The sequence below is a fragment of the Flavobacterium adhaerens genome (assembly GCF_040045115.1).
Taxonomy (GTDB): Bacteria; Bacteroidota; Bacteroidia; order Flavobacteriales; family Flavobacteriaceae; genus Flavobacterium; species Flavobacterium adhaerens.
The window spans coordinates 61,205-84,152 of sequence record NZ_JBDLZX010000003.1 but is presented as its reverse complement, the minus strand read 5'-3'; the positions used below and the strand labels follow the sequence as shown (position 1 = coordinate 84,152).

General features: G+C 33.5%; 22 protein-coding genes. 4 read left to right on the top strand and 18 right to left on the bottom strand.

Annotated elements, in window-relative coordinates; translation table 11 throughout:
* Positions 1–72: 72 nt before the first annotated feature.
* The 10 genes from nuoH to aspS form a co-directional block, all read right to left on the bottom strand.
* Positions 73–1,125: an NADH-quinone oxidoreductase subunit NuoH gene (gene nuoH, locus ABEB18_RS05055; RefSeq protein ID WP_348798043.1), complete on the bottom strand. Its 1,053-nt coding sequence runs from the start codon at positions 1,123–1,125 to the stop codon at positions 73–75.
* 3 nt (positions 1,126–1,128) lie between these two features.
* A complete protein-coding gene (locus tag ABEB18_RS05050) occupies positions 1,129–2,160 on the bottom strand; it encodes an NADH-quinone oxidoreductase subunit G (RefSeq protein WP_348798042.1) in 1,032 nt (343 codons plus the stop codon).
* Positions 2,161–2,237: 77 nt separating this feature from the next.
* The gene (gene nuoF, locus ABEB18_RS05045; protein WP_348798041.1) at positions 2,238–3,605 is read right to left on the bottom strand and encodes an NADH-quinone oxidoreductase subunit NuoF; all 1,368 of its coding nucleotides are present in this window, start codon (positions 3,603–3,605) and stop codon (positions 2,238–2,240) included.
* Between the two features lies 1 nt (position 3,606).
* Positions 3,607–4,137 carry a complex I 24 kDa subunit family protein gene (locus ABEB18_RS05040; RefSeq protein ID WP_348798039.1) on the bottom strand — a complete coding sequence of 177 codons (531 nt, stop codon included), beginning with the start codon at positions 4,135–4,137 and terminating at the stop codon, positions 3,607–3,609.
* A 79-nt stretch (positions 4,138–4,216) separates the two neighbouring features.
* On the bottom strand, positions 4,217–5,455 hold the full coding sequence (locus ABEB18_RS05035) for an NADH-quinone oxidoreductase subunit D (RefSeq protein WP_348798038.1): 1,239 nt from the start codon (positions 5,453–5,455) through the stop codon (positions 4,217–4,219).
* Positions 5,456–5,478: 23 nt separating this feature from the next.
* Positions 5,479–6,012: an NADH-quinone oxidoreductase subunit C gene (locus tag ABEB18_RS05030; RefSeq protein ID WP_348798037.1), complete on the bottom strand. Its 534-nt coding sequence runs from the start codon at positions 6,010–6,012 to the stop codon at positions 5,479–5,481.
* A gap of 4 nt (positions 6,013–6,016) precedes the next feature.
* On the bottom strand, positions 6,017–6,565 hold the full coding sequence (locus ABEB18_RS05025; protein ID WP_348798036.1) for an NADH-quinone oxidoreductase subunit B: 549 nt from the start codon (positions 6,563–6,565) through the stop codon (positions 6,017–6,019).
* Between the two features lie 86 nt (positions 6,566–6,651).
* The gene (locus ABEB18_RS05020; protein WP_348798326.1) at positions 6,652–7,017 is read right to left on the bottom strand and encodes an NADH-quinone oxidoreductase subunit A; all 366 of its coding nucleotides are present in this window, start codon (positions 7,015–7,017) and stop codon (positions 6,652–6,654) included.
* 229 nt (positions 7,018–7,246) lie between these two features.
* Positions 7,247–7,441, bottom strand: coding sequence for a cold-shock protein (locus tag ABEB18_RS05015; protein WP_348798035.1), 195 nt, complete (start codon positions 7,439–7,441; stop codon positions 7,247–7,249).
* 109 nt (positions 7,442–7,550) lie between these two features.
* Complete coding sequence (aspS, locus tag ABEB18_RS05010) at positions 7,551–9,305, bottom strand: aspartate--tRNA ligase (protein ID WP_348798034.1); 1,755 nt, start codon at positions 9,303–9,305, stop codon at positions 7,551–7,553.
* 298 nt (positions 9,306–9,603) lie between these two features.
* On the opposite strand from aspS, the gene ABEB18_RS05005 reads away from it, so the two are divergent.
* Positions 9,604–9,963: a toxin-antitoxin system YwqK family antitoxin gene (locus ABEB18_RS05005; protein WP_348798033.1), complete on the top strand. Its 360-nt coding sequence runs from the start codon at positions 9,604–9,606 to the stop codon at positions 9,961–9,963.
* A 191-nt stretch (positions 9,964–10,154) separates the two neighbouring features.
* Here ABEB18_RS05005 and ABEB18_RS05000 read toward each other — a convergent pair whose 3' ends face one another.
* The 6 genes from ABEB18_RS05000 to ABEB18_RS04975 all read right to left on the bottom strand — a co-directional run bounded on the left by ABEB18_RS05000 (position 10,155) and on the right by ABEB18_RS04975 (position 15,935).
* Positions 10,155–12,323 (bottom strand): peptidase domain-containing ABC transporter, encoded by a 2,169-nt coding sequence (locus ABEB18_RS05000; RefSeq protein ID WP_348798032.1) that lies wholly within the window; start codon positions 12,321–12,323, stop codon positions 10,155–10,157.
* A 73-nt stretch (positions 12,324–12,396) separates the two neighbouring features.
* Positions 12,397–13,569, bottom strand: coding sequence for an HlyD family secretion protein (locus ABEB18_RS04995; protein WP_348798031.1), 1,173 nt, complete (start codon positions 13,567–13,569; stop codon positions 12,397–12,399).
* On the bottom strand, positions 13,547–13,810 hold the full coding sequence (locus ABEB18_RS04990) for a hypothetical protein (protein WP_348798029.1): 264 nt from the start codon (positions 13,808–13,810) through the stop codon (positions 13,547–13,549). Before ABEB18_RS04990 ends, ABEB18_RS04995 begins: the two co-directional genes overlap by 23 nt.
* A gap of 6 nt (positions 13,811–13,816) precedes the next feature.
* The gene (locus tag ABEB18_RS04985) at positions 13,817–14,464 is read right to left on the bottom strand and encodes an ATP-binding cassette domain-containing protein (protein ID WP_348798028.1); all 648 of its coding nucleotides are present in this window, start codon (positions 14,462–14,464) and stop codon (positions 13,817–13,819) included.
* Between the two features lie 962 nt (positions 14,465–15,426).
* Positions 15,427–15,552, bottom strand: coding sequence for a class IIb bacteriocin, lactobin A/cerein 7B family (locus ABEB18_RS04980; RefSeq protein WP_348798027.1), 126 nt, complete (start codon positions 15,550–15,552; stop codon positions 15,427–15,429).
* 20 nt (positions 15,553–15,572) lie between these two features.
* Positions 15,573–15,935, bottom strand: coding sequence for a hypothetical protein (locus ABEB18_RS04975; RefSeq protein ID WP_348798026.1), 363 nt, complete (start codon positions 15,933–15,935; stop codon positions 15,573–15,575).
* Between the two features lie 497 nt (positions 15,936–16,432).
* On the opposite strand from ABEB18_RS04975, the gene ABEB18_RS17465 reads away from it, so the two are divergent.
* Together ABEB18_RS17465 and ABEB18_RS17460 are read left to right on the top strand one after the other, a co-directional pair.
* Complete coding sequence (locus tag ABEB18_RS17465) at positions 16,433–16,768, top strand: thiopeptide-type bacteriocin biosynthesis protein (protein ID WP_369077088.1); 336 nt, start codon at positions 16,433–16,435, stop codon at positions 16,766–16,768.
* A 23-nt stretch (positions 16,769–16,791) separates the two neighbouring features.
* A complete protein-coding gene (locus tag ABEB18_RS17460) occupies positions 16,792–17,016 on the top strand; it encodes a lantibiotic dehydratase C-terminal domain-containing protein (RefSeq protein ID WP_369077087.1) in 225 nt (74 codons plus the stop codon).
* A gap of 190 nt (positions 17,017–17,206) precedes the next feature.
* Here the strand turns inward: ABEB18_RS17460 and ABEB18_RS04970 are convergent, their stop codons facing one another.
* Both ABEB18_RS04970 and ABEB18_RS04965 read right to left on the bottom strand, forming a co-directional pair.
* Positions 17,207–18,346 carry an endo-1,4-beta-xylanase gene (locus tag ABEB18_RS04970; protein ID WP_348798025.1) on the bottom strand — a complete coding sequence of 380 codons (1,140 nt, stop codon included), beginning with the start codon at positions 18,344–18,346 and terminating at the stop codon, positions 17,207–17,209.
* 23 nt (positions 18,347–18,369) lie between these two features.
* On the bottom strand, positions 18,370–20,517 hold the full coding sequence (locus ABEB18_RS04965; RefSeq protein WP_348798024.1) for an alpha-glucuronidase family glycosyl hydrolase: 2,148 nt from the start codon (positions 20,515–20,517) through the stop codon (positions 18,370–18,372).
* A gap of 188 nt (positions 20,518–20,705) precedes the next feature.
* On the opposite strand from ABEB18_RS04965, the gene ABEB18_RS04960 reads away from it, so the two are divergent.
* Complete coding sequence (locus ABEB18_RS04960; RefSeq protein ID WP_348798023.1) at positions 20,706–22,940, top strand: glycoside hydrolase family 3 C-terminal domain-containing protein; 2,235 nt, start codon at positions 20,706–20,708, stop codon at positions 22,938–22,940.
* Positions 22,941–22,948 lie beyond the last annotated feature (8 nt).

The window sequence follows — 22,948 nt, the reverse complement described above, 5'->3', positions numbered from 1 at the left end:
GCAGTAGTTTTTGTTAATCGGGAGATGCCGCTTCTATCAGGGCTAGTGAAGTTCTCTAAAGAATTTAATCGATTAAAATCCGAAATAAGCAGCGATATCACTTCTCAAAATCACTACTCCAGTTATCATAATGTTTACAATAGCAAGCGGAATTAAAATTCTCCATCCCAAATGCATCAATTGATCGTATCTAAATCGTGGTATCGTCCAACGAACCCACATGATAAAGAAAATAAAACCACAAAATTTAGCAAACAAAACCATTATTCCAATTATGTTCGCAACATTTACTCCCCAATTTTCTGCTGCCCATGCCATTCCTGGATAATTGTATCCGCCAAAAAACAACACAGCCATTACAGTCGCCGAAATAAACATATTTGCATATTCAGCGAATAAATAGAATCCCATTTTCATAGATGAATATTCAGTATGATATCCTCCAATTAACTCCGATTCACATTCTGCTAAATCAAAAGGAGTTCTGTTTAATTCTGCAAAAGAACAAATCAAGAAAATCAAGAAAGTTAAAGGTTGATAGAACACATTCCAATGCCATTCCGATTGTTGCATTGCGATTTCTTTCATGCTTAAAGTTCCTGTCATCATTGTCAAAGCGATAATTGATAATCCCATGGCAACCTCATAAGAAACCATTTGTGATGCTGCTCTAATAGCTCCCATCAATGAGAATTTATTATTAGAAGCCCAACCTCCAATCATAATACCATAAACCCCCAAAGAAACTACTCCAAAAATGTACAATAAACCAATATTGACATCGGTAGCTTGTAATATGATATCTCGACCAAATAAATGCAATCTATCTCCCCAAGGAATAACAGCACTTGTCATTAAGGCTGTACTCATTGCAACCGTAGGGCCAACAATGAATAAAAATTTATTAGGAGTATTAGGGAAAAATTCTTCTTTAGCAAATAATTTACCACCATCGGCAAGAGGTTGCAATAATCCACCCCAACCTGCTCGGTTTGGTCCTACACGGTCTTGCAGGTAAGCTGCAACTTTACGTTCAGCCCAAGTAGAATACATTGCCATTAACATAGTAAGAGCAAAAATGATTACTATAAAAACACCTTTTTCTATTATAAATGCACTTTCCATTCTTTAGGATTTTTTAGTGTTAGTGTCCAATGGAATTGCAGACATACTAATTTTTTTGCGGTCTTGATCTCTACCCATAAGAATATTTTTCTCAGTATTGATTTCTACTTTCTCTAATGGGCGAGTATAATTGTTTTGATTGATTACAGAATCTTTTTCAAATTCCCTTGGGCCTTCAATAACCCAATCCTTTACATCTTTGTGGTCAAAACGACAGCTATTGCAAATAAATTCTTCTACTTCGTGAAATTCATCTTTGCGACCTGTTACACGCTGAATTTCGCCACCAAACATCCAAACAGTAGTTTTTCCGCAACATCCAGGAGTTGTACATTCTCTATGGGCATTGTAAGGTTTGTTAAACCAAACTCTGGATTTAAATCTAAATGTTTTATCGGTTAAAGCACCTACAGGACATACATCAATCATATTTCCAGAAAACTCATTTGTAATCGCTTTTGAAATGCAGGTTGAAATGTTAGCATGATCACCTCGATCTAATACTCCGTGAACTCTTTCGTCTGTCAATTGATCTGCAACCTGAACACATCTTTGACAAAGAATACAACGATTCATATGTAATTGAATATTTGGACCAATATCTTCTGGTTCAAAAGTTCTTTTTTCTTCGATAAAACGGGATTCTGGTTTTCCGTGTTCAAAGCTTAAGTCTTGTAAGTCACATTCACCTGCTTGGTCACAAATAGGGCAATCTAATGGGTGATTGATTAATAAAAACTCTGTTACTGCTTTTCTAGCTTCTTGAACTCTAGGTGAAGCTTTACTGTTTACTTCCATTCCGTCTTGACATCCTGTTACACAAGAAGCCATTAATTTTGGCATTGGTCTTGGATCGGCTTCACTTCCTTTGCTTACTTCAACCAAACAACAACGGCATTTTCCACCGCTTCCTTTTAGTTTTGAATAATAGCACATGGCTGGTGGAACTACTTCTCCTCCAATCATACGTGCAGCCTGCAAGATAGTTGTTCCTGCTTCTACTTCAATTTCTTGACCGTCTATAGTTACTTTCATTATTATTTTTGTTTTGAAAGTTTCAGGTTTAAAGTTTTTGAGTTGCTGGGACTTTAGACTTTAAACTTTAAACATTTTTAAACTGTTTGTTTGCTTACTAAGTGTTTTACCTTTTCAAATGGCTCTGCAACAAAGTGGTCTCTATTTCTAATTTTCTCAGGGAAACGAATATGATATTCAAATTCATCTCTAAAATGACGAATTGCTGCTGCCACTGGCCAAGCTGCTGCGTCACCTAAAGGACAAATAGTGTTTCCTTCAATTTTACTTTGAACACTCCAAAGCAATTCTATATCTTCTTCACGACCATGACCGTTTTCAATTCTGTGCAATACTTTTTCCATCCAACCAGTTCCTTCTCTACATGGAGTACATTGTCCGCAGCTTTCGTGGTGGTAAAAACGAGAGAAATTCCAAGTGTTACGAACGATACAAGCAGTATCATCATACACGATAAATCCTCCTGAACCTAACATTGACCCAGTTGCAAAACCACCATCGGCAAGAGATTCATAAGTCATCAAGCGGTCTTCGTTATTGGCTGTTTTGTAAATTAAATGGGCAGGTAAAATTGGAACAGAACTTCCACCTGGTACAAATGCTTTTAGAGGTCGATCAGAACTCATTCCTCCTAAATATTCATCAGAATTCATGAATTCGTAAACACTTAATCCTAATTCAATTTCATAAACACCAGGATTTTTAATGTTTCCTGATGCAGATATTAATTTGGTTCCCGTAGATCTTCCGATACCAATTTTTGCATAATCAGCACCAGAATTGTTTATGATCCAAGGCACAGTTGCAATGGTTTCGACATTGTTTACCACGGTTGGGTTTGCCCAAAGTCCTGAAACAGCAGGGAAAGGTGGTTTGATACGAGGATTTCCTCTTTTTCCTTCTAAGGATTCAATTAGAGCAGTTTCTTCACCACAAATGTAAGCTCCACCACCAATTTGTACATGTAGTTCTAAATCGTAGCCAGTTCCTAAAATGTTTTTCCCTAACCAACCAGCTGCTTTTGCTTCTACAATAGCGCGTTCTAAGATTTTATAAACCCACATATATTCTCCACGGATGTAGATATACGATAAGTTAGCACCTAGAGCGTAACTAGAAGTTATCATTCCTTCGATCAACAAGTGAGGGATGTACTCCATCAAATAGCGATCTTTGAAAGTTCCTGGCTCAGATTCGTCAGCGTTACAAACTAAATGTCTTGGTTTTCCTGATTTTTTATCAATAAAACTCCATTTCATTCCAGCTGGGAATCCAGCACCTCCACGACCTCTCAATCCAGAAGTTTTCACTTCTTCAACAACTTCATCTGGTGTTAATGTTTTTAGAGCTTTTTCAACCGAAGCGTAACCACCATTTTGGCGATATACTTCGTAGCTTTTTATTCCAGGAATGTTGATTTTATCTAATAATATTTTTTGTGACATCTTATTTATCGTGTAATATTATTTTACTATCTCTACAATCAGCAATTAGCTGATCTACTTTTTCTTTAGTAAGATGTTCTTTGTAAAAATCACCTAATTGCATCATCGGAGCATAACCACAAGCACCCAAACATTCAACTCCTCTTACTTCAAAAAGACCATCAGCAGTTGGTTCTCCAACTTGTACGCCTAATTTTTCACAGGTATAATCCATTAAATCCTCAACACCGTTTAGACAACATGGAGAAGTTTGGCAAAATTCAAACATGTATTTGCCAATTGGTCTTTGGTTGAACATGGTATAAAAAGTTACTACTTCATATACTTCAATTGGTTTGATTTGTAAAATTTCGGCAACTTTATTTTGTAATTCAATACTTAACCAGTTATCGTGAGCGTCTTGGACTTCATGCAATACAGGTAATAAAGCTGATTTTTGTTTGCCTTCAGGATAATGACTGATTAACTCATTGATGCGATTCATCAATGTTTCTGTCATATTTATTTCTTGGTGGTAATGTTTACGTTCCATTTTGTTTTATTTTGAATCTAAAATCTAAATTTTAAATGTTGTGCCATTTATAATTCTTCATTCAAAATTTATTTATTTTTTAAGCGTCTAACTCTCCAGCGATAACATTTAAACTTGATAAAATTACGATAGCATCAGATAACATGGCTCCTTTAATCAATTCTGAATAGGCTTGATAGTAGATGAAACAAGGTCTTCTGAAATGCAATCTATATGGAGTTCTACTTCCATCTGAAATTAAATAAAACCCGATTTCTCCATTTGCACCTTCAACAGGGTGATAGATGTCAGCTACTGGTACTGGAACTTCTCCCATTACAATTTTGAAATGGTATATTAAAGATTCCATATCGTGATAAACATCTTCTTTTGGAGGCAGGTAATATTCAGGAACATCTGCGTGGAATTCATTTCCTTCTGGCATTTTTGCCAAAGCTTGACGAATAATACTTAAACTTTCCCAAACTTCAGCATTTCGCACACAAAAGCGATCATAGGTATCTCCCGATTTTCCAACTGGTACTATAAAATCAAAATCATCGTACGAACTATAGGGTTGGGCAACACGAACGTCATAATCGACACCTGCAGCTCTCAAATTTGGACCAGTAAATCCGTAAGCCATTGCTTTCTCTGCTGAAATAGCCCCGACATTTACGGTTCTATCTATAAATATTCTGTTTCTTACGAATAAGTTTTCAAATTCTTGCCAAACTGGTGGGAACTCTTCAAGGAAAGCATCTAGTTTTTTAAAAGCTTCTGGTGACCAATCTCTTTCAAAACCGCCAATTCTTCCCATGTTTGTAGTAAGACGAGCACCGCAAATTTCTTCGTAGATTTCATATACTTTTTCTCTAAACTGCATTACATATAAGAAACCTGTATAAGCTCCTGTATCAACACCTAGGATAGAGTTACAAATTAAGTGATCTGTAATACGAGCTAACTCCATCACAATAACTCTTAGATATTCAACTCTTTTAGGGACTTTTATATCGAGAAGTTTTTCAAGTGTCATCCACCATCCCATATTATTGATTGGTGAAGAACAATAATTCATTCTATCCGTAAGAGGAGTGATTTGGTAAAAAGGACGATTCTCGGCTATTTTTTCAAAAGCCCTGTGAATATATCCAATCGTTGGTTCTGCTTCAAGAATTCTTTCACCATCCATCAACAAAATATTTTGAAAAATACCGTGTGTAGCTGGGTGAGTCGGTCCCAAATTTAGAATCGAAAGTTCGCTTCCGTCTTCGTTGTGTCGCTCTTTGATTATTTTAGCATAACGATGCTCTGGTGGTAATAATAGTTCTGACATTTATTTAATCTGAAAAATTATATTTATTTTTTTAATTCCTGATTGGTCGTTGTTCTTCCAAAGTACCTATCATCTTTGTCTGTTCTTCCGCTGTCTTCCATTGGGAATTCTTTACGCATTGGAAACGAAACCATTTCGTCCATATTTAAGATACGTTTTAGTTGAGGGTGACCTATGAAATTTACCCCAAAGAAATCGTATGTTTCTCTTTCCATCCAGTTAGAACATAAATAGATATTGGTTACAGTTTTGATTTCAGGATTAGAACCATTTAAATAAGATTTGATTCTAATGCGTTTGTTTTCGTACCAGTTGTGCAAATGATAGACAATGGCAAACTGTCTGTTTTCTTCATTATCAGGATAGTGAATTGCACATAAATCTGTCAAAAAATGAAAACGTAATACAGGATCATTTTTTAAAAAAAGGATAACAGCTGTATTGATGTCTGAATCGATTTCAAATGTAAAAATGTCTCTTTCTTGTTTAAAATCTTTGACTTTTATTCCGAAAGCTTCTACTAATTTCTCTTGAATTTCTGTTGTCTCTAATGCCATTTTCTTATTGAATGTTATAAGATGCCAATAATTCTTTGTATTCTGGTGAGCTTCTTCTTCTTACAGATTCGTTTTTTACTAATTCTTGAAGTCTCATTACCCCATCAACTATTTGCTCAGGACGTGGTGGACAACCAGGAACGTAAACGTCAACTGGAATCACTTTGTCGATTCCTTGTAAAACGGAGTAGGTGTCAAAAACACCTCCGGATGAAGCACAAGCACCTACGGCTATTACCCATTTAGGTTCGGCCATTTGTTCGTAAACTTGACGTAAAATTGGAGCCATTTTTTTTGAAATTGTTCCCATTACCAATAACATATCGGCTTGGCGAGGAGAAAAACTTACCCTTTCTGATCCAAAACGGGCAAGATCGTAGTGGGAGGCCATTGTTGCCATAAATTCGATTCCGCAACAAGAAGTGGCAAATGGTAAAGGCCAAAGAGAATTGGCGCGGGCTAATCCGACAACATCATTCAGTTTTGTAGCGAAGAAACCTTCCCCAGTTACACCCTCTGGAGGGGCAACCATATTTATTTTTGAATCGCTCATTTTAATTTTTTTATTTTGAATGTTGAATTTTAAATTTTGAATGTTCTAATTAATTTATAATTCAACATTTATAATTTAAAATATATTTATTCCCATTCTAATGCTTTCTTTTTGATAACGTAGAAGAAACCAACCAAAAGTAATGTCATAAAGATAAGCATTTTGATCATTCCTTCTATTCCTAACTCTTTGAAATTCACCGCCCAAGGGTATAGAAAAATTACTTCAACATCAAAAAGTACAAATAAAATGGCTACTATGAAGTATTTTACTGAAAAGGGGATTCTGGCATTTCCAACGGATTCGATACCGCACTCAAAATTTTTATCTTTATTTTCCGATAATCTTTTTGGGCCTAATTTGCCAGAAATAATGATCATACCAACAACGAAACCAACAGCTAAAAGAAGCTGCATAAAGATCGGGACGTAATTTATTTGCTCAGGTTGCATAATTAATAATTTTTGCATTAAAATTTGTTACAAAGATAGGTTTAGTGTTATTAAAACACAAGTTTTGTTGCGGCTTTAGTAGAAACATTAACTCTATAAAAACTTAATTTTTATTGATTATAAATAAGAATTAAAGGTTTTGGCTACAGAGCCAAAAAAAAAGCGTTCCGAAATCAATCGGAACGCTTTTTAGACGTTTTTTTAGAATAAAACAGTAAACTTTTGATGCTTAAAGTACTGCTACTTTAGCTGCTACTTTACCTTTTCTTCCTTCTTCTTCTTCGTAGCTAACTCTGTCACCTTCACGTAACTCTTCAGCTGTGATTCCTGAAGCGTGAACAAAGATGTCTTTTCCTGTTTCTTCGTCTGTAATGAATCCGTAACCTTTAGATTCATTGAAAAATTTAACTGTACCTGTACGCATTGTAATAGTAATAATAATTTATAATGTGGCAAATGTAATCTTTAATACAATACAAAAACCATAATTATGTTAATTTTTTTCTAAAATTATTGATATTCAATGTTTTTGGTTAATTGATTAAATTTAATCCAATATGTAATTCTTTTAATTGTGATTCATCAATAACTGAAGGCGCATCTATCATTACATCTCTGCCAGAATTATTTTTTGGAAAGGCAATAAAATCACGAATTGTTTCTTGACCACCTAATATTGCAACCAAACGATCCAATCCAAAAGCTAATCCTCCGTGGGGAGGAGCACCATATTGAAAGGCATCCATTAAGAATCCGAATTGTGCTTTTGCCTCTTCTTCGGTAAAGCCTAAATATTTAAACATTAATTGTTGTGTTTCTTTATCATGAATACGAATAGAACCTCCGCCAATTTCATTACCGTTCAAAACCATATCATACGCATTGGCACGAACTTGACCAGGATTGGTTTCTAATAAATGCATATCTTCTGGTTTTGGAGAAGTAAAAGGGTGGTGCATAGCATGATAACGACCACTTTCTTCATCAAATTCTAACAATGGGAAGTCAACCACCCAAAGCGGAGCAAATTCAGCTGGGTTTCTTAATCCTAAACGTGTGGCTAATTCCATTCTTAAAGCACTTAATTGCGCTCTTGTTTTGTTGGCAGGTCCTGAAAGTACAAAAATCATATCGCCTGGATTTGCTTCTGTAACTTTGGCCCAATTGGTTAAATCGTCATGATTGTAGAATTTGTCAACAGATGATTTGAACGTTCCGTCTTCGTTACATTTTACGTACACCATTCCTGACGCACCAACTTGAGGACGTTTTACCCAATCAATTAATGCATCAATTTCTTTTCTCGTGTAATTTCCAGCTCCTGGCACTGCTATTCCTACCACTAATTCAGCGGCGTTAAAAACTGGGAATTCTTTGTGCTGTGCAAATTCGTTCAATTCACCGAATTTCATTCCGAAACGAATGTCTGGTTTGTCATTTCCGTAAGTTTTCATGGCATAATCGTAGGTAATTCTTGGGAATTTATCTACTTCGATACCTTTTATTTCTTTTAATAAATGACGAGTCAATCCTTCGAAGATGTTCAAAATATCTTCTTGCTCTACAAATGCCATTTCACAATCGATTTGTGTAAACTCTGGCTGGCGATCGGCACGTAAATCTTCGTCACGGAAGCATTTTACAATTTGGAAGTATTTATCCATTCCACCTACCATCAATAATTGTTTGAAAGTTTGTGGTGATTGCGGCAAAGCATAAAATTGTCCTTCGTTCATTCTCGATGGAACGACGAAATCTCTAGCTCCTTCTGGAGTAGATTTTATTAAATAAGGTGTTTCAACTTCGCAGAAATCTAAATCAGAAAGATACTTACGTACTTCTATTGCGACTTTATGACGGAAGAGCAAACTATTTTTTACTGGATTTCTACGAATATCAAGGTAACGATATTTCATTCGGATATCTTCTCCTCCGTCTGTTTCATCTTCAATGGTAAATGGAGGAGTTAAAGCTGAGTTTAGAATTGTTAATTCTGAAACTAATATCTCGATTTCTCCAGTTGGGATATTTTTGTTTTTGGCTTCACGCTCAATAACAGTTCCTTTTACTTGAATTACAAATTCGCGTCCTAAAGTTTTTGCCAATTCAAAAACAGTTTTATCAGTACGACTTTCATCAAAAATTAATTGTGTAATTCCGTAACGATCTCGTAAATCGACCCAATTCATAAAACCTTTATCGCGAGATTTTTGAACCCAACCTGCAAGTGTAACTTCTGTATTGATATGTGAGGCGTTTAGCTCTCCGCAATTATGACTTCTGTACATAATATAAAATTTAATTTTCGGCTTTTTTATAGCGAATGCAAATTTAGGACTAATTATCAATATAAGGTTGATTATGTCATTTTTTTCATTTCACTCTTTTCTTTTATTTTCTGTTGAAAAAAAAATTATTGAATAATGTATCAAAATATAACTTTTATGTAAGATAACTATGTTATTATTTGTTTCCAATGTTAAGTTTTTATCTATGTTACCAAATTGTTAAGTAAAAGTTTTTTTAATGTAAATTTTGTTTTTAATTTTGATAAAATAAATAGATAAACAATTAAAAATTAACGATATGAAAAAGTGTGTAGTACTAATAGCTATGTTGTTTACTGGAGTGATTTTTGCTCAAGATGCAAAACCAGTTTTAGAGCCTTTTGGAAAAAAAATAAAAGCCACTTATTTTTATGATAATGGACAAGTACAGCAAGAAGGCTATTTTGTAAATGGAAAACTTGATGGAATTTGGGTTATGTATAATGAGGGAGGAGATAAAATTGCTTCAGGTGAATATGATGCTGGTGTAAAAGTGGGCAAATGGTTTTTCTGGTCTCAAAACAATGATAAAAACAGTTTGTGCGAGGTCGATTTTTCTCAAAATAAAATAGACAAAGTAAAAAATTGGAGACAAGATGCTTTTGCAACTTCGAACTAAGTAATTTTAAATCATAAAAGAGGAGAAAGACTATAACGCTTTCTCCTTTTTTTGTGTTCATGATTTGGATTTTATTGTACTGAACTTTTCAATCAATATTGAAAATTACAAAGAATAAGGAATTTGTAAGCCGGTCAACATAAAGCTACCTAAAAAACGAATAAACTCTCTATTTTAAGAAACATAAAAAATCAAACTAGACTCTGTTTATTCCACAAATCAAAGTACTTTCCTTTTTGTTCTAATAAATCAATATGATTACCAGATTCTACAATAATTCCGTTTTCCATAACCAAAATCGTATTAGCGCTTGCAATGGTACTCAATCGATGCGCAATAACAATAACAGTTTTACCTTGTACTTTAAAATTATCAATAACATCTTTTACAATTCGTTCTGATTTAGAGTCAAGCGATGCAGTTGCTTCATCCATTAACAACACCTCTGGATTTTTATATAAAGCTCTAGCAATAGCAATGCGTTGCTTCTGCCCTCCTGAAAGCATCGCCCCGTTTTCGCCTATTTGGGTTTCAAAACCATTCGGCAATTTTTCTACAAATTCTGTAATCCCCAATTGTTTAGACAAATCCAATACTCTTTGAATATTTGGAAAGGAATCACCCAAAGCAATATTCTCGATAATATTCCCTGAAAACAAATTGAGTTGTTGGGGAATTACCCCAATACAATTGCGCAAACTTTGGTAGTGGATAAACTGTGTATCATAATCACCAATGTATATTTTACCTTCTTTTATTGGATATAAATTTTGCAAAAGCGAAATCAAAGTGGTTTTTCCACTACCGCTTTCTCCAACAATAGCAGTAGTTTCATTTTTCTTAAATATTGCATTGAAATTTTTAAATACTTCCGTACGAGAACCATATCGAAAAGATACGTTTTCGAATTTTATGTCTCCAATACTTTCTCTTTGTAATTCAACTTTATTTTCGGTTTCCTCCCTTTCCAAATCCATAATTTCAAAAAGTCTATCGGCAGCAATCAAGGCATTCTGTGCTGTTTTGTTCATTCCAATTAAAGATGCAACCGGCGAAGTAAAATAGCCTATTAAAGCATAAAACGAAAATAATTCTCCAGGGGTAATTGACCTGTCGATTACATAACCAGAGCCTATCCACATTAAAACAACTGTAAATATTGAAGCCAGAAATTGTGTTGAAGTCCCTGCAAAAATCCCATTCATGCCAGATTTGTAAGTGGTAAACAACAATTTTACAAATTTATTCTCTGTTTTCAGATTTGAGAATTCTTCAATACCAAACTCCTTTACCGTACGGGCGTGTGTAACACTTTCGACCAATTGTGTCTGCAGTTCAGCAGCATTTTCCATAATGGTTCGTTCTACTTTTTTATTGAATTTATTCAAAACAAAATAAATCAATCCATAAAACGGAATCACAAGCAATATCACCAAAGCCAACTTCCAGTAATAGGTAAACATCAAGGTGAATGAAAAAATTACGATAAAAATATTGACAATCATCTCTATGGCTACTTCATTGATAAAAGACCGTATTTTGACCGCATCATTTATCCTTGAAGTAATTTCACCAATTTGCATCGTATCAAAAAAACGTTGTGGCAAATGCAATAAATGTTTGTAGTAGCCCAAAATCAATTTGGCATCAATCAATTGTCCGGTTTTCATTACAAATACACTCTTCTTGGAACCGATATAGGCCTGAAATGCAATAATCACAATCATAGAAACGCTCAGTAAATTCAGCAGATTTCTATTACCTTCGACTAAAACATAATCAGTTATTTTTTGTATATAAATTGACATCGCCAATCCCAAAACAGTATAAAGAATAGCACCAACCAAAGCCTGAATCAAAATGGTTTTGTGTGGTTGTACCAAATGCCAAAATCGTTTTATGGGAGAAACTTTTTCATTGCAGGTTGTGAAATCTTCTTTTTGGGCAAAAAGTATCAAAACGCCCGACCATATTTTTTGAAACTCTTCAAAAGTATAGATTTCCATTTTGCCATACGCAGGATCCATAACTGTAATCTTTGATTGGCTTTCGACTTTTGACTTTTCAACTTTATAGACTACTATATAATGATGCAATTGTTCTTTGACAACTACATGTGCAATAGCTGGAAGTGGAATTTTGTCAATGGCATCCATTCCTCCTTTTACGCCTTTGGCAGTGAAACCCATTTTATAGGCAGCTTCAATTATTCCTAATACATTTGTACCACGCTTATCTGTGTTGGCATATTGCCGAATTCTTGCTATTGGGAGATTAACCTGATAATGATTTCCAATAGAAGCGAGACAAGCAGCGCCACAATCTTTAATATCATGTTGTTTTATTTTTATAGAGGCCATTAAAAGAGGTAATAGAAGAAGGATAAAAAACTTCCTCAGGATTAAAATAATGTTTTGAGTTCAATTTCCCAACTTAGGATTTTGTAGCTATTTGCTTTGGATTTAACCAATCATCCACTTTATCAAATAGCAAATCATAAAGACTTCTTCTGGTTACCATATAACGAGTAGTGAGTGTCATTCCTTTAGAAATTTGGGCTTTATAACCCGATTTTAATCGCATCACTGTATTTTTCAAATCACAACGCACTTTGAAAAAAGCCTGTTCGCCTTGAATTGTAATATTACGATCGATGTCAATTACTTTCCCTTCCAATAATCCCCATTGATTATAATTGAATGCATCAAGTTGAAATTTTACATTTTGATTTTTTTTAATAAGACCTATATCATCAGGCGCAACGGTACTTTCAACAATTAGCTGATCTGTTGCCGAAATCGTAGCAATAGGCTGCGAAGCATTGAGAAATGAACCTACTTGAATTCCGGAAAAATTCTCAACCGTTCCCGATATTGGAGCTGTTATAATATAATTTTTGGCTTCAACATTTATTTTTTGAAGAGTTCCTTTTAGATTTTGAAGCTGTTCTTCGAGTTCTCTTTTCTTGTTTTGCCATACAGACCGCTGGTTTTTCTCTAGTCCAGTTAATGCCTGTTGCGCATAAGTATATTCAAAACTATATTTTTCAAACTCTGCTTTGGCAATCACCCCTTTGTCATACAACTGTTTGTTGCGGTCGTAACCTGTTTTAGCCTGAACTATTTTACTAAGCAATTCCTCTCGTTTGCTGGAATAGCTAAACCATTCTTGTTGCAATTCTGGAGTTTTGAGTAAGTTACTTTTGCCCAAAACAACTAGCGATAAATCCTGAATTTGATTTTGAATAGTAGCCGAAAGCGTTTGATTGGATGCTTTCTCTGCATCCAGATTATCCAAAGTAAGCTGTACAAGTGTATCTCCTTTTTCAACCGCACGATTATTTTTGAGATTTATGAAAGTTACTTTACCGTTCACTACACTCGTAAGTGGAACATTATCTGTGGTAGAACGAACCATGCCTCGACTTTGGCTACTGATATCTATTTTGATAATGGGCAATAATCCTAGAAAAACCAAAATACCTAAAACCAGCACCAAGTAGATCGATATACTCTTGGTTTTGTTCTTGGAAATTAGGTTTTCGAGGGTGTTTATGGGGTCTTGTGAGAATCGCATGTTGTCTTTATAATCTAATTCCCATTTCATTTAATGATTTTGCATAGCCTTCACCAAACTTTGATTTTGCTTGGACAATTGCTTGATTTATTTCTTTTATTAATTCATCATCAAGTATTCTACCCCTATATGTAATTTGCTCAAAAATACAGGAATATTGTAAAATCATTTCAGTATCTGAATTGTTTGACTTATAGTTTAAAGTCTTTTGCTCAAGCTCAATTTTTATTTGATTTATTTTGTTTCGTATAATTTCCGGATTTCTTTCCATGGTGTTTTATTTATTGGCATTATTACTAAAAAGTTCTTTTTCTATATCTGAATATTGGTAGTTTTCAAAGTTCATTATATTTTTATTTTTTACTAAAAAGATAGTATCGCAGTCTTTATACAGAATTTCCAATATATGAGATGATATTAATACAATGCTCTCTTTGGCTATCATTTTAATATAATTCATTAATAAATAATTTGATTCTAAATCTAAACCGTTAAAAGGTTCGTCAAAAATGTAAATAGAATATTTTTTTTGCAAGACCGCATTTAGATATGCTTTTTTTTTCATACCTGTTGAAAATTCCTTTATCAATCTATCATTAGGAATATCGAATAAGTTCCTGTCATTATTGTACTCCATTTTTAATAGTTCAGCATAAAATTTACTAAACTCTTCAGGAGTCAGTTCATCATACAGGGTTGGTTCTGTTGGACACCACGCAATTTCGCTTAATGTTAATGGGGTATCTTTAAAAAAAATTTCACCATCAAAACTCGTTAATGCTAAAATGCACCTAAAAAAGGTTGTTTTTCCCTCACCATTTTTACCAATAACTCCATAAATACCATTTTTTGTAATATCTAAACTTATTTTCTCTAAAACTACATTGTTCTTGTAAGATTTTTGATTTATTTTAATAGTTAGCATGCTGTATGTTTTTTATTTTTTTTACTCCGTAATGATATAAAAATGGAATTAATAAAAGTGGTATCCCGTACTGAATGTTGCCTAGAAATAAAGCAAAAAAGATCATGTGTAAAAAAACATTATCAAAAAAAGTATATTTAAATAAAACATTTACGATGGGTAATAAAAAAAGTGCCGGTAAAAAATAAACTAGTTCCCAATTACTATAAAATAAAATTAGTATAATTAAAGGAACTGTTAGAAAAATTGAATTATAAACAACAATAAATAAATGCTTTTTTAGGTATAAATCACCTAAATAGCAACTCACTTTAATCTGATCAATGCTTTCCCTTTGAAATGATGGAATCGATGCGATAATAGAGACTGCCAATAAACTAAAATAATTTAGATTAATATTATTGCTTTTGTTTCCCATGATACTGATAAAAACAACAATTGGAATGTATAAATAAAGTTTGTTCTTTCTAAAAAGGATTGTCCAAAATGGGTCAAAAAACTTGAATGGAAATTTGATGATTTTCGAACTATATTTTGGAAGAATTGTATAGAAAACTAACAATACTAAAAATATTGATAGATTAAAGAAATCTTTGTTAATTAAAATTATTGAGATACTAGGTAAGCTGTAGAATAAATATTCTATAAAAATAATTACCAAATAATTTTTCCTTAATTTGAGCAATTCTAAATCCTTTCTGTTAGAATGATAAAGTAAAATTTCTAAAGAAAACAATAGAATGTACTTCGAAAATTTGAAGTAGATCGTACTCAAAAAAAATGTTATTATGCCATAAAGAAGAAAGAAGAATAAATAAGCCCAGTAATCATCTTTAGGAAGTATTTTTCTTAAACGTATACTTATTAATGTGTAAAGTATTTTAAACATACATTTTGTAAAAAGTAAAAACTAGCATTCTTTTTTAAGAACACCAGTTTTAATTTTAATATTTTTTAAAATATTAATAAGCACTTGTTGAATATAACAATGCAGCGGCAAGTAATAGCCAAGGCAAAATACCACCTTCAATTTCTACTTGCTCCTGAGCATTAAGCTCTACTAAATTCAAATTTTCTAAATTCATCATTTTAAATTTTTAAATGTTAATTAATTGTTTGCAACAAAGAATGTTTCTCGAGAACTTTTTTGTTGAAACAAATTAAACATACTTCCGTCCAACAAAATTGGACGGAAGTGAAAACCTCCAAAAATTTGTTGCTCTTCTTTATCTGTTATGATTTTAACACTGTAGTTTATTTCTAAATCAAACGGCTGTGCGTAATAAAAACTTTCTGTTTTTTTAGAATATTTTATTACCGCTTGTAAACTTTTAAAAAAATCCAAATCGTTATATAATTGGCTACGACTTATGCGCAACTTAATCGCAAAAACTTCGGGTTTACCCGTTTTTTCTGCACAGATTAATTGATGGGCTTTTTTAATTCGTTCGATCTGTTTGGCAAAATTCATATTTTTATAGTTTTTTTATTACAAAAGACTGTATGTCAATATGATTGTTTTTTTGGTTTTTTTCCTACAACAAACTAATTAAAATAAAATAAGACAATCAATACCCACTTTTAGTGATATTTTGATATTGCTTAATATTTTTATCTCCTCATCAAAACACGTTAATTAACACACCAAATAAATAGAAATACTCTTGGTTTTGTTTTTAGCAATTAGGTTTTCTAGTGTATTTATGGGGTCTGAACTGAAATTCATAGATTTTTTAATTATTTAAAAAAAACTATTTGCTTAAAGTTAATTTTTATGTGTTTTTTTGATTAAAAATAATTATCCGCAATAGTCTTAATTTGAAAAATTATTAAATGCTTCTCCAAGAACAAACCCCAAAAAAATATAAAAAAGCCCATAAAATAATAACGGAAAGAGTTAATTTCATATAAAAGCTTTTGCTAACTATTTTTTTTTCAATTTTCATAATTTAAATTTTGATTTAATTTATTATCTATCAAAGAGAATTGGAAAGATATGGAGAGAACACTATTGAGGAATCCGAAACTTTATTTTGGCAGGATAGTGAAATGATGCTAAATTATCTATCACTTAGATTTAGTTTCATCAAAAACGAAATGGAGTTAATTTTCAGTTTTATTTCAATTGACAATTTTTTGAATTCATTTTCAATAACAAATATTCAAAAATTAACTTTAATGTATGAATTACAAGTTTCTTTCAAAAAGGAGTTTAATACAGATAAAATACTCAAGAAAGAAATGAACAGACATTATAAAGAAATGTTCTCGAGAATAAATTTTTTTTATGCGAAAATGATTTAAAAGAATATTCTGAAATTTATCAGTTGACACAAGAAAAAGAAAACCAGACCACTAAAGTAATTTTATCAATAAAAAACAAATTAGCAATACCATTATTTGATTTTCTAAAAAGTCACATTCATATGATGATGAACCGCCAATACACATCAAAACAAAGAACGTGTAAGTTGTTGATATACGATCATTTATTCAGATATTATAAAAACATTGAATACTCAGAAAAAAGAGAAAACCTCAATAAAAAATAGAAGGGACACTTTCCTAAAAAAGTGGGCAGTATTAAATCTACAATTTAATAAAAAAACATTTTGTTAAGCAAAATGAAATAGTGTCTTATTTCAGAAATGCTTTAAAGTAGGTATGTGTCTGAATAGAAATCGGCTTTTATAGATTCCTGTAAAAGCCGATTTTTATTTCTAGATGAACAGTGTTTGATTTTTAGTTAGCCAATTTTTTGTTTTTCAAATTGATAGGTTTCAATTTCGAAGTTTCTATTACAGCGTCGTAGGCCATTTTGGGTTGCAATTGTCTATCAAATAATAATGGATAATTGGTTCTGCCTTGTATAGGCCAATCGTTTAGCCAAGACTGACCATCTTGTACTCCCCATAAAGTTATTCTGCTAATTTTATCTTTGTGTTTCAAGAATAATTTAAATATGTCTTCATAACGTTTAGCTAGTTTCTCTTGTATTTCTTCGGGTAAACCATTTGGATACGGGTTCATTTTTGGGCTATTCTCAAATCGCTGACTGATTTCGGCTCCTTGTAATTCCCATGGACTTGGTAATACCGAAATATCGAGTTCGGTTATAGCTACTTTCACACCAAGACTAGAATACGCTAAAATACTTTTTTCTATTTCTTCGATACTTGGAGAGTTTAAATGCCAGTGACCTTGCATTCCTATTCCGTCAATTTTAATTCCTTTACTTTGAATTTTTTTGACCATTTTAATGACGCCCTCTCTTTTGGCAGGATTAGTCATGCTATAATCATTATAATACAAATCTACTTTTGGATCTACTTTGGAGGCTATTAAAAAAGCTTCAGCCAAAAATGCATCCCCTAAGGTTTCTGAAAACACTGATTTTCGTAAAGTCCCATCATCATTTATAGCTTCGTTTACAACATCCCAAGAATCAATTTTGCCTTTATAATGAGAAACAATGGTAGTTATATGATCTTTCATAAAGTTTCTCATTTCGGTACTGTCTTTAATTTTTGTCATCCAAGGAGCTAATTGACTGTGCCAAATGAGAGTGTGTCCATGAATGAACATTTTGTTTTTTTCTCCGAAAGCGACAAATTTATCGGCCAAATCAAAATCGTAAGTCTCTTTTTCTGGTTGCATGTACATTGATTTCATAATGTTCTCTGCTGTTATACTGTTGAACTGTGAAATAATTAAGTTGTTTTCGGCAGTATTCTTTTCTTCAATTTGAGATTGATTGATGGCTGTTCCGATGTAAAAACTTTTCTTGAATGTGTCTTTTAAATTTGAATTTTGTTTTTGGGCATTGCAACCAGTTATAGCTACTGATGCAAAAATGAGAGTGGTTATTATTTTTGTTTTCATAAAAAAGAGTTTTTTGATTCTAATTATATTCCAGGTGCAAAAGGAAATTGTAACGATTTAAAATAGTCTAGAGTTTGTGTTGGTTTTTCCACTCCGTTTGGCAATGGTTTTTTTGAAAATTCTTGAAAATATAATAAACAAGCGTCACGCCACCACTTTGCTTCCTGATACTGAATTTTTAATAATTGTTGTACCTCATTGAAGCGTTCTTGATCAATATATTTTCCCATAGAATCCCAAGTCTTTTGCATCGATTGTACTTCATCTACACCTTGTTGGTATTTTAGGGCAATTCCATCCCATAAAGTATTTCCGTTTTTTAGTTTATAATCCCAAGGTAAATGATGAAACCATAACAGGTATTCTTCTGGACAAGTTTTGATATCACCAAATTCTTTAGCTGCTTCGGTAAAGTATTGTGCTGTGGCCTTTGTTCCTGTTTGCGAACGGTCAAATCCAATTCCGTTACTATCGGCTTTGTGATAATATACAGGATTCCATTCTGGTCTAGATAAATTATTAACCCAAGGGCCTGGACCGTAATGATGATTGGTAGCCATGATATGATGCAACCCTAGAGGTGTCATGTAATTGACAACAGCTTCCCTTGAAGTTAGCATCATCTTTTTTATCGAAGTTTTAAAACCGTCATCATTCGAAAAAGTGGCTCCTAACCATTCATCGGCAATAGTTTCGGCATCCAAATAAGGATTCCATGCCAGCCTTCCAAAACCATACCAGTTGGCTTGAGCAAAAGGATGTCCGCACCAATTTAAGTCGCTTCCTATATTGGCAACACCAGCAATTCCGCTAAGTTTATGATTCTCTAGACTGCCATCAACAATTTTGGCAACAGTAGAGCCTTTGCCTTTGCTAAAAGTATCCGATTGTAAAACTTCTTGGTATAATTTAGGCAAAAAGACCAAATGGGAACTAAATCCTAAATATTCTTGTGTAATTTGAAATTCCATCATTAGCGGAGTTTTGGGCATTGCTCCAAAAATAGGATGAAAAGGTTCTCTTGGCTGAAAATCGATGGCTCCGTTTTTGACCTGTACGATTACATTTTCTTTGAATTTTCCATCATAAGGAACAAATTCGGTGTAAGCTTGTTTGGCTCGGTCATCTGCATCATGTTCCGAATATACAAAGGCGCGCCACATAATAACACCTCCAAAAGGAGCTACGGCATCGGCTAACATATTGGCACCATCAACATGGTTTTTGCCATAATTTTGTGGCCCTGGTTGTCCTTCGGAATTGGCTTTGACCAAAAAACCTCCAAAATCAGGAATTCTAGTATAGATTTCTTTAGCTTTTTGTTTCCACCAATTAATGACTTCGATATTGCTTGGATCGGCAGTTTTTAATCCACCAATTTCTATAGGAGCCGAGAAACGAGCAGTCAAATAAACTTTTATTCCGTAAGGGCGAAAAGTATCGGCAAGTGCTTGAACTTTTTCAAGATATAGTGGTGTAAGAATTAATGCATTGGCATTTACATTGTTTAATACGGTTCCGTTTATACCAATTGAGGCGTTTGCTCGGGCATAATCGATATAGCGTTGGTCTATAAATCCAGGTAATTTTTGCCAATTCCATAACGATGAACCGGCATAACCACGTTCTACCATTCCGTTTAGATTATCCCAGTGATTCAGAATTCGAATATCGGTTTTAGGAGAATCTACGATGTTTAATGAGTTGATAGATTTATTGTTTTGGATCAATCGCAAAAAATTAAAAACCCCATACAAAACTCCAATATCTGTTTTGGCAGTAATAATGGTATTTTTATTTATACTTTTAATGATATAGCCGTCCTTTTGTACTTTATCAAAATCCGATTGCAATTGGTTTTGACTGTTTTGATCTAATGACTGAAAAGTCCCTATTATAATGTTACTTTCTTTTTTTTCGGATAAATCCAAATTAGAATTAAACATTTTTTGTAAACCAGTTTGCAATTCTTTTGTAGCAATTGACAGGGTTGCCGAATTGCCTAATGTACGAATCCCTTTTATGTTTTTTTGATAAGTAGCAACTTGTTTCGAATTTTGAATAGGCGCATATTGTAGCCACAAATTGTAATCTTTTTGCGCATTGATTAGTATTGGCCACAACAAAAAGGCGTAAATAATGCACCTAGTTTTAATTTTCCTAAATCTCATAATGCAGTAATTTGTATAAACTATTAGTTATTTCTCATAAATTTAATCTTAAAAAAAACGATTCGATAAATTTTATTTGAAATAAATATCATAATATTTGCAATCGGTTGTGTAAAACTATAGCTTTGTATTTGAAGAAAAAAATTTATTTGAACTTTTTTCTAATTTAATGTTTTAATCTATATAAAATGAGAAATAATTTAAAGTTGTTCGTTTGTTTGAGTTGCCTTTTGATAGGGTCGTATTTAGGATATGGGCAATCCAATTCTAAAGTAGTTTTTCCATTTCAAAACGCAAAGCTATCAATCGATCAACGTGTCGAGGATTTAATTGCGAGGTTGACATTAGATGAAAAAGTAAATCAAATGATGCACAATACAGCGGCAATAGAACGATTGGGAATTTTGCCTTATAGTTATTGGAATGAAGCGCTGCACGGTGTAGGAAGATCTTCGGTAGCAACGGTTTTCCCTCAAGCCATTGCTTTGGGAGCGACTTTTGATGCTGATTTGGCTTATAGAGTATCTTCGGCAATATCCGATGAAGCCCGTGCACTTTACAATGAATCGAAATCTAAAGGGTATTTCAAACAATATGGAGGGCTAACATTTTGGACACCTAATATCAATATTTTTAGAGATCCTCGTTGGGGACGAGGTCAAGAAACCTACGGAGAGGATCCGTTTTTGACAGCTTCCATTGGGGTTTCGTTCGTAAAAGGTTTGCAAGGTGATAATCCAAATTATCTAAAAACAGCCGCTTGCGCAAAGCATTTTGCGGTACACAGTGGACCAGAAAAATTGCGTCATGAATTTAATGCTGTTGCTTCTCCAAAAGATTTAGAAGAGACTTATTTGCCAGCCTTTAAAGCTTTGGTAGGAGCCAAAGTCGAAGCAGTAATGTGTGCTTATAATAGTACCAATGGAGAGCCGTGTTGTTCTAGTAATTATCTGATTACAGATGTTCTTAGAGATAAATGGAAATTTAAAGGTCACGTTTTGACTGATTGTGGAGCCCTTAGAGATTTATTTACACCAAAAGAGAAAAACGGTCATGGCGTGGTTCAAACTCAGGCTGAAGCAGCGGCTCTGGCTATAAAAAGTGGGGTGAGTTTAAACTGTGGAAGTACTTATACTGCTTTGCCAGAAGCGATTCAGAAAAAGTTAATTACCGAGAAAGAGATTGATAGAGAGTTAGCAATTTTGTTGCAAACACGTTTCAAATTGGGTTTGTTTGACCCAGCGGGAAGTAATCCTTATGATGCCATTTCATTGGAAGTTGTTGATAGTAAAAAACATCGCGATTTGGCAAGAGAAGTGGCGCAAAAGGGAATTGTTTTGCTAAAAAACAATAATGTTTTGCCTCTTCGTAATGATTTGTCAAAATATTTTGTAACGGGTCCAAATGCAGCCAATGCCGATGTCCTTTTAGGAAATTATTTCGGGATAAGTTCTGATATGGTTACGGTTCTTGAGGGTGTTGCCAAAAAAATCAGTAAAGCAAGTCAATTGCATTATCAAATGGGAGCTATGTTTAATCAAGCTGGAATAAATCCGATTGATTGGGCTAGTGGCAATGCGGGTCAAAGTGATGTTACGATAGCTGTTTTGGGTATTTCAGGTTTGATTGAAGGTGAAGAAGGTGAATCGTTGGCTTCACCGACTGCTGGGGATCGATTGGATTATAATATCCCTCAAAGTCAATTGGATTATTTGAGAAAATTACGAAAAACAGCTTCTAAAGATCCAAGCGGGAGCAAGCCTATCGTAACGGTAGTAACTGGAGGGAGTCCGATGAATTTGTCTGAAATAGAAGAATTATCCGACGCCGTTTTATTGATTTGGTATCCTGGTGAGGAAGGAGGAAATGCAGTGGCTGATATTTTGTTTGGTAATATTTCCCCATCTGGGAAGTTACCAATCACTTTTCCAAAATCATACGAGCAATTACCTGCTTACGAAGATTATAGTATGAAAGGAAGAACCTATAAATATATGAAGGATGAACCGCAGTATCCTTTTGGTTTTGGATTAAGTTATACCAAATTTGAGTATAAAAATGTTTCAGTTTCGGCTTCAAAAATCTCTAAAAAGCAAACCATTACAGTAGTCGTCGATGTGATGAATTCTGGGGGAATGGACTCGGACGAGGTTGTACAATTGTATGTTTCAGATTTAGTTGCTTCGGTTGAAGTGCCTAATTTTCAACTTTCGGCCATGAAAAGAATTCATTTAAAAGCTGGTGAAACTCAAAAAGTAACCTTTGAATTATCGCCTAATGCTTTTGAAATTGTAAAAGAAAATGGAGAAAGAACTATAGAATCAGGTGAATTTAAAATTTACATCGGTGGTTCTAGTCCTGTGAATAAGAGTTTTGCGTTAGGTGCTCCCAAAATGGCGGAAACAATTATTACTGTTAAATAATTAAGCTT

What these genes read in the sequence shown, in the direction of transcription:
- nuoH (WP_348798043.1), bottom strand. Translation starts at nt 1,125, where the DNA reads ATGGAAAGTGCATTTATAATAGAAAAAGGTGTTTTTATAGTAATCATT.
- ABEB18_RS05050 (WP_348798042.1), bottom strand. Translation starts at nt 2,160, where the DNA reads ATGAAAGTAACTATAGACGGTCAAGAAATTGAAGTAGAAGCAGGAACA.
- nuoF (WP_348798041.1), bottom strand. Translation starts at nt 3,605, where the DNA reads ATGTCACAAAAAATATTATTAGATAAAATCAACATTCCTGGAATAAAA.
- ABEB18_RS05040 (WP_348798039.1), bottom strand. Translation starts at nt 4,137, where the DNA reads ATGGAACGTAAACATTACCACCAAGAAATAAATATGACAGAAACATTG.
- ABEB18_RS05035 (WP_348798038.1), bottom strand. Translation starts at nt 5,455, where the DNA reads ATGTCAGAACTATTATTACCACCAGAGCATCGTTATGCTAAAATAATC.
- ABEB18_RS05030 (WP_348798037.1), bottom strand. Translation starts at nt 6,012, where the DNA reads ATGGCATTAGAGACAACAGAAATTCAAGAGAAATTAGTAGAAGCTTTC.
- ABEB18_RS05025 (WP_348798036.1), bottom strand. Translation starts at nt 6,565, where the DNA reads ATGAGCGATTCAAAAATAAATATGGTTGCCCCTCCAGAGGGTGTAACT.
- ABEB18_RS05020 (WP_348798326.1), bottom strand. Translation starts at nt 7,017, where the DNA reads ATGCAACCTGAGCAAATAAATTACGTCCCGATCTTTATGCAGCTTCTT.
- ABEB18_RS05015 (WP_348798035.1), bottom strand. Translation starts at nt 7,441, where the DNA reads ATGCGTACAGGTACAGTTAAATTTTTCAATGAATCTAAAGGTTACGGA.
- aspS (WP_348798034.1), bottom strand. Translation starts at nt 9,305, where the DNA reads ATGTACAGAAGTCATAATTGCGGAGAGCTAAACGCCTCACATATCAAT.
- ABEB18_RS05005 (WP_348798033.1), top strand. Translation starts at nt 9,604, where the DNA reads ATGAAAAAGTGTGTAGTACTAATAGCTATGTTGTTTACTGGAGTGATT.
- ABEB18_RS05000 (WP_348798032.1), bottom strand. Translation starts at nt 12,323, where the DNA reads ATGGCCTCTATAAAAATAAAACAACATGATATTAAAGATTGTGGCGCT.
- ABEB18_RS04995 (WP_348798031.1), bottom strand. Translation starts at nt 13,569, where the DNA reads ATGAAATGGGAATTAGATTATAAAGACAACATGCGATTCTCACAAGAC.
- ABEB18_RS04990 (WP_348798029.1), bottom strand. Translation starts at nt 13,810, where the DNA reads ATGGAAAGAAATCCGGAAATTATACGAAACAAAATAAATCAAATAAAA.
- ABEB18_RS04985 (WP_348798028.1), bottom strand. Translation starts at nt 14,464, where the DNA reads ATGCTAACTATTAAAATAAATCAAAAATCTTACAAGAACAATGTAGTT.
- ABEB18_RS04980 (WP_348798027.1), bottom strand. Translation starts at nt 15,552, where the DNA reads ATGATGAATTTAGAAAATTTGAATTTAGTAGAGCTTAATGCTCAGGAG.
- ABEB18_RS04975 (WP_348798026.1), bottom strand. Translation starts at nt 15,935, where the DNA reads ATGAATTTTGCCAAACAGATCGAACGAATTAAAAAAGCCCATCAATTA.
- ABEB18_RS04970 (WP_348798025.1), bottom strand. Translation starts at nt 18,346, where the DNA reads ATGAAAACAAAAATAATAACCACTCTCATTTTTGCATCAGTAGCTATA.
- ABEB18_RS04965 (WP_348798024.1), bottom strand. Translation starts at nt 20,517, where the DNA reads ATGAGATTTAGGAAAATTAAAACTAGGTGCATTATTTACGCCTTTTTG.
- ABEB18_RS04960 (WP_348798023.1), top strand. Translation starts at nt 20,706, where the DNA reads ATGAGAAATAATTTAAAGTTGTTCGTTTGTTTGAGTTGCCTTTTGATA.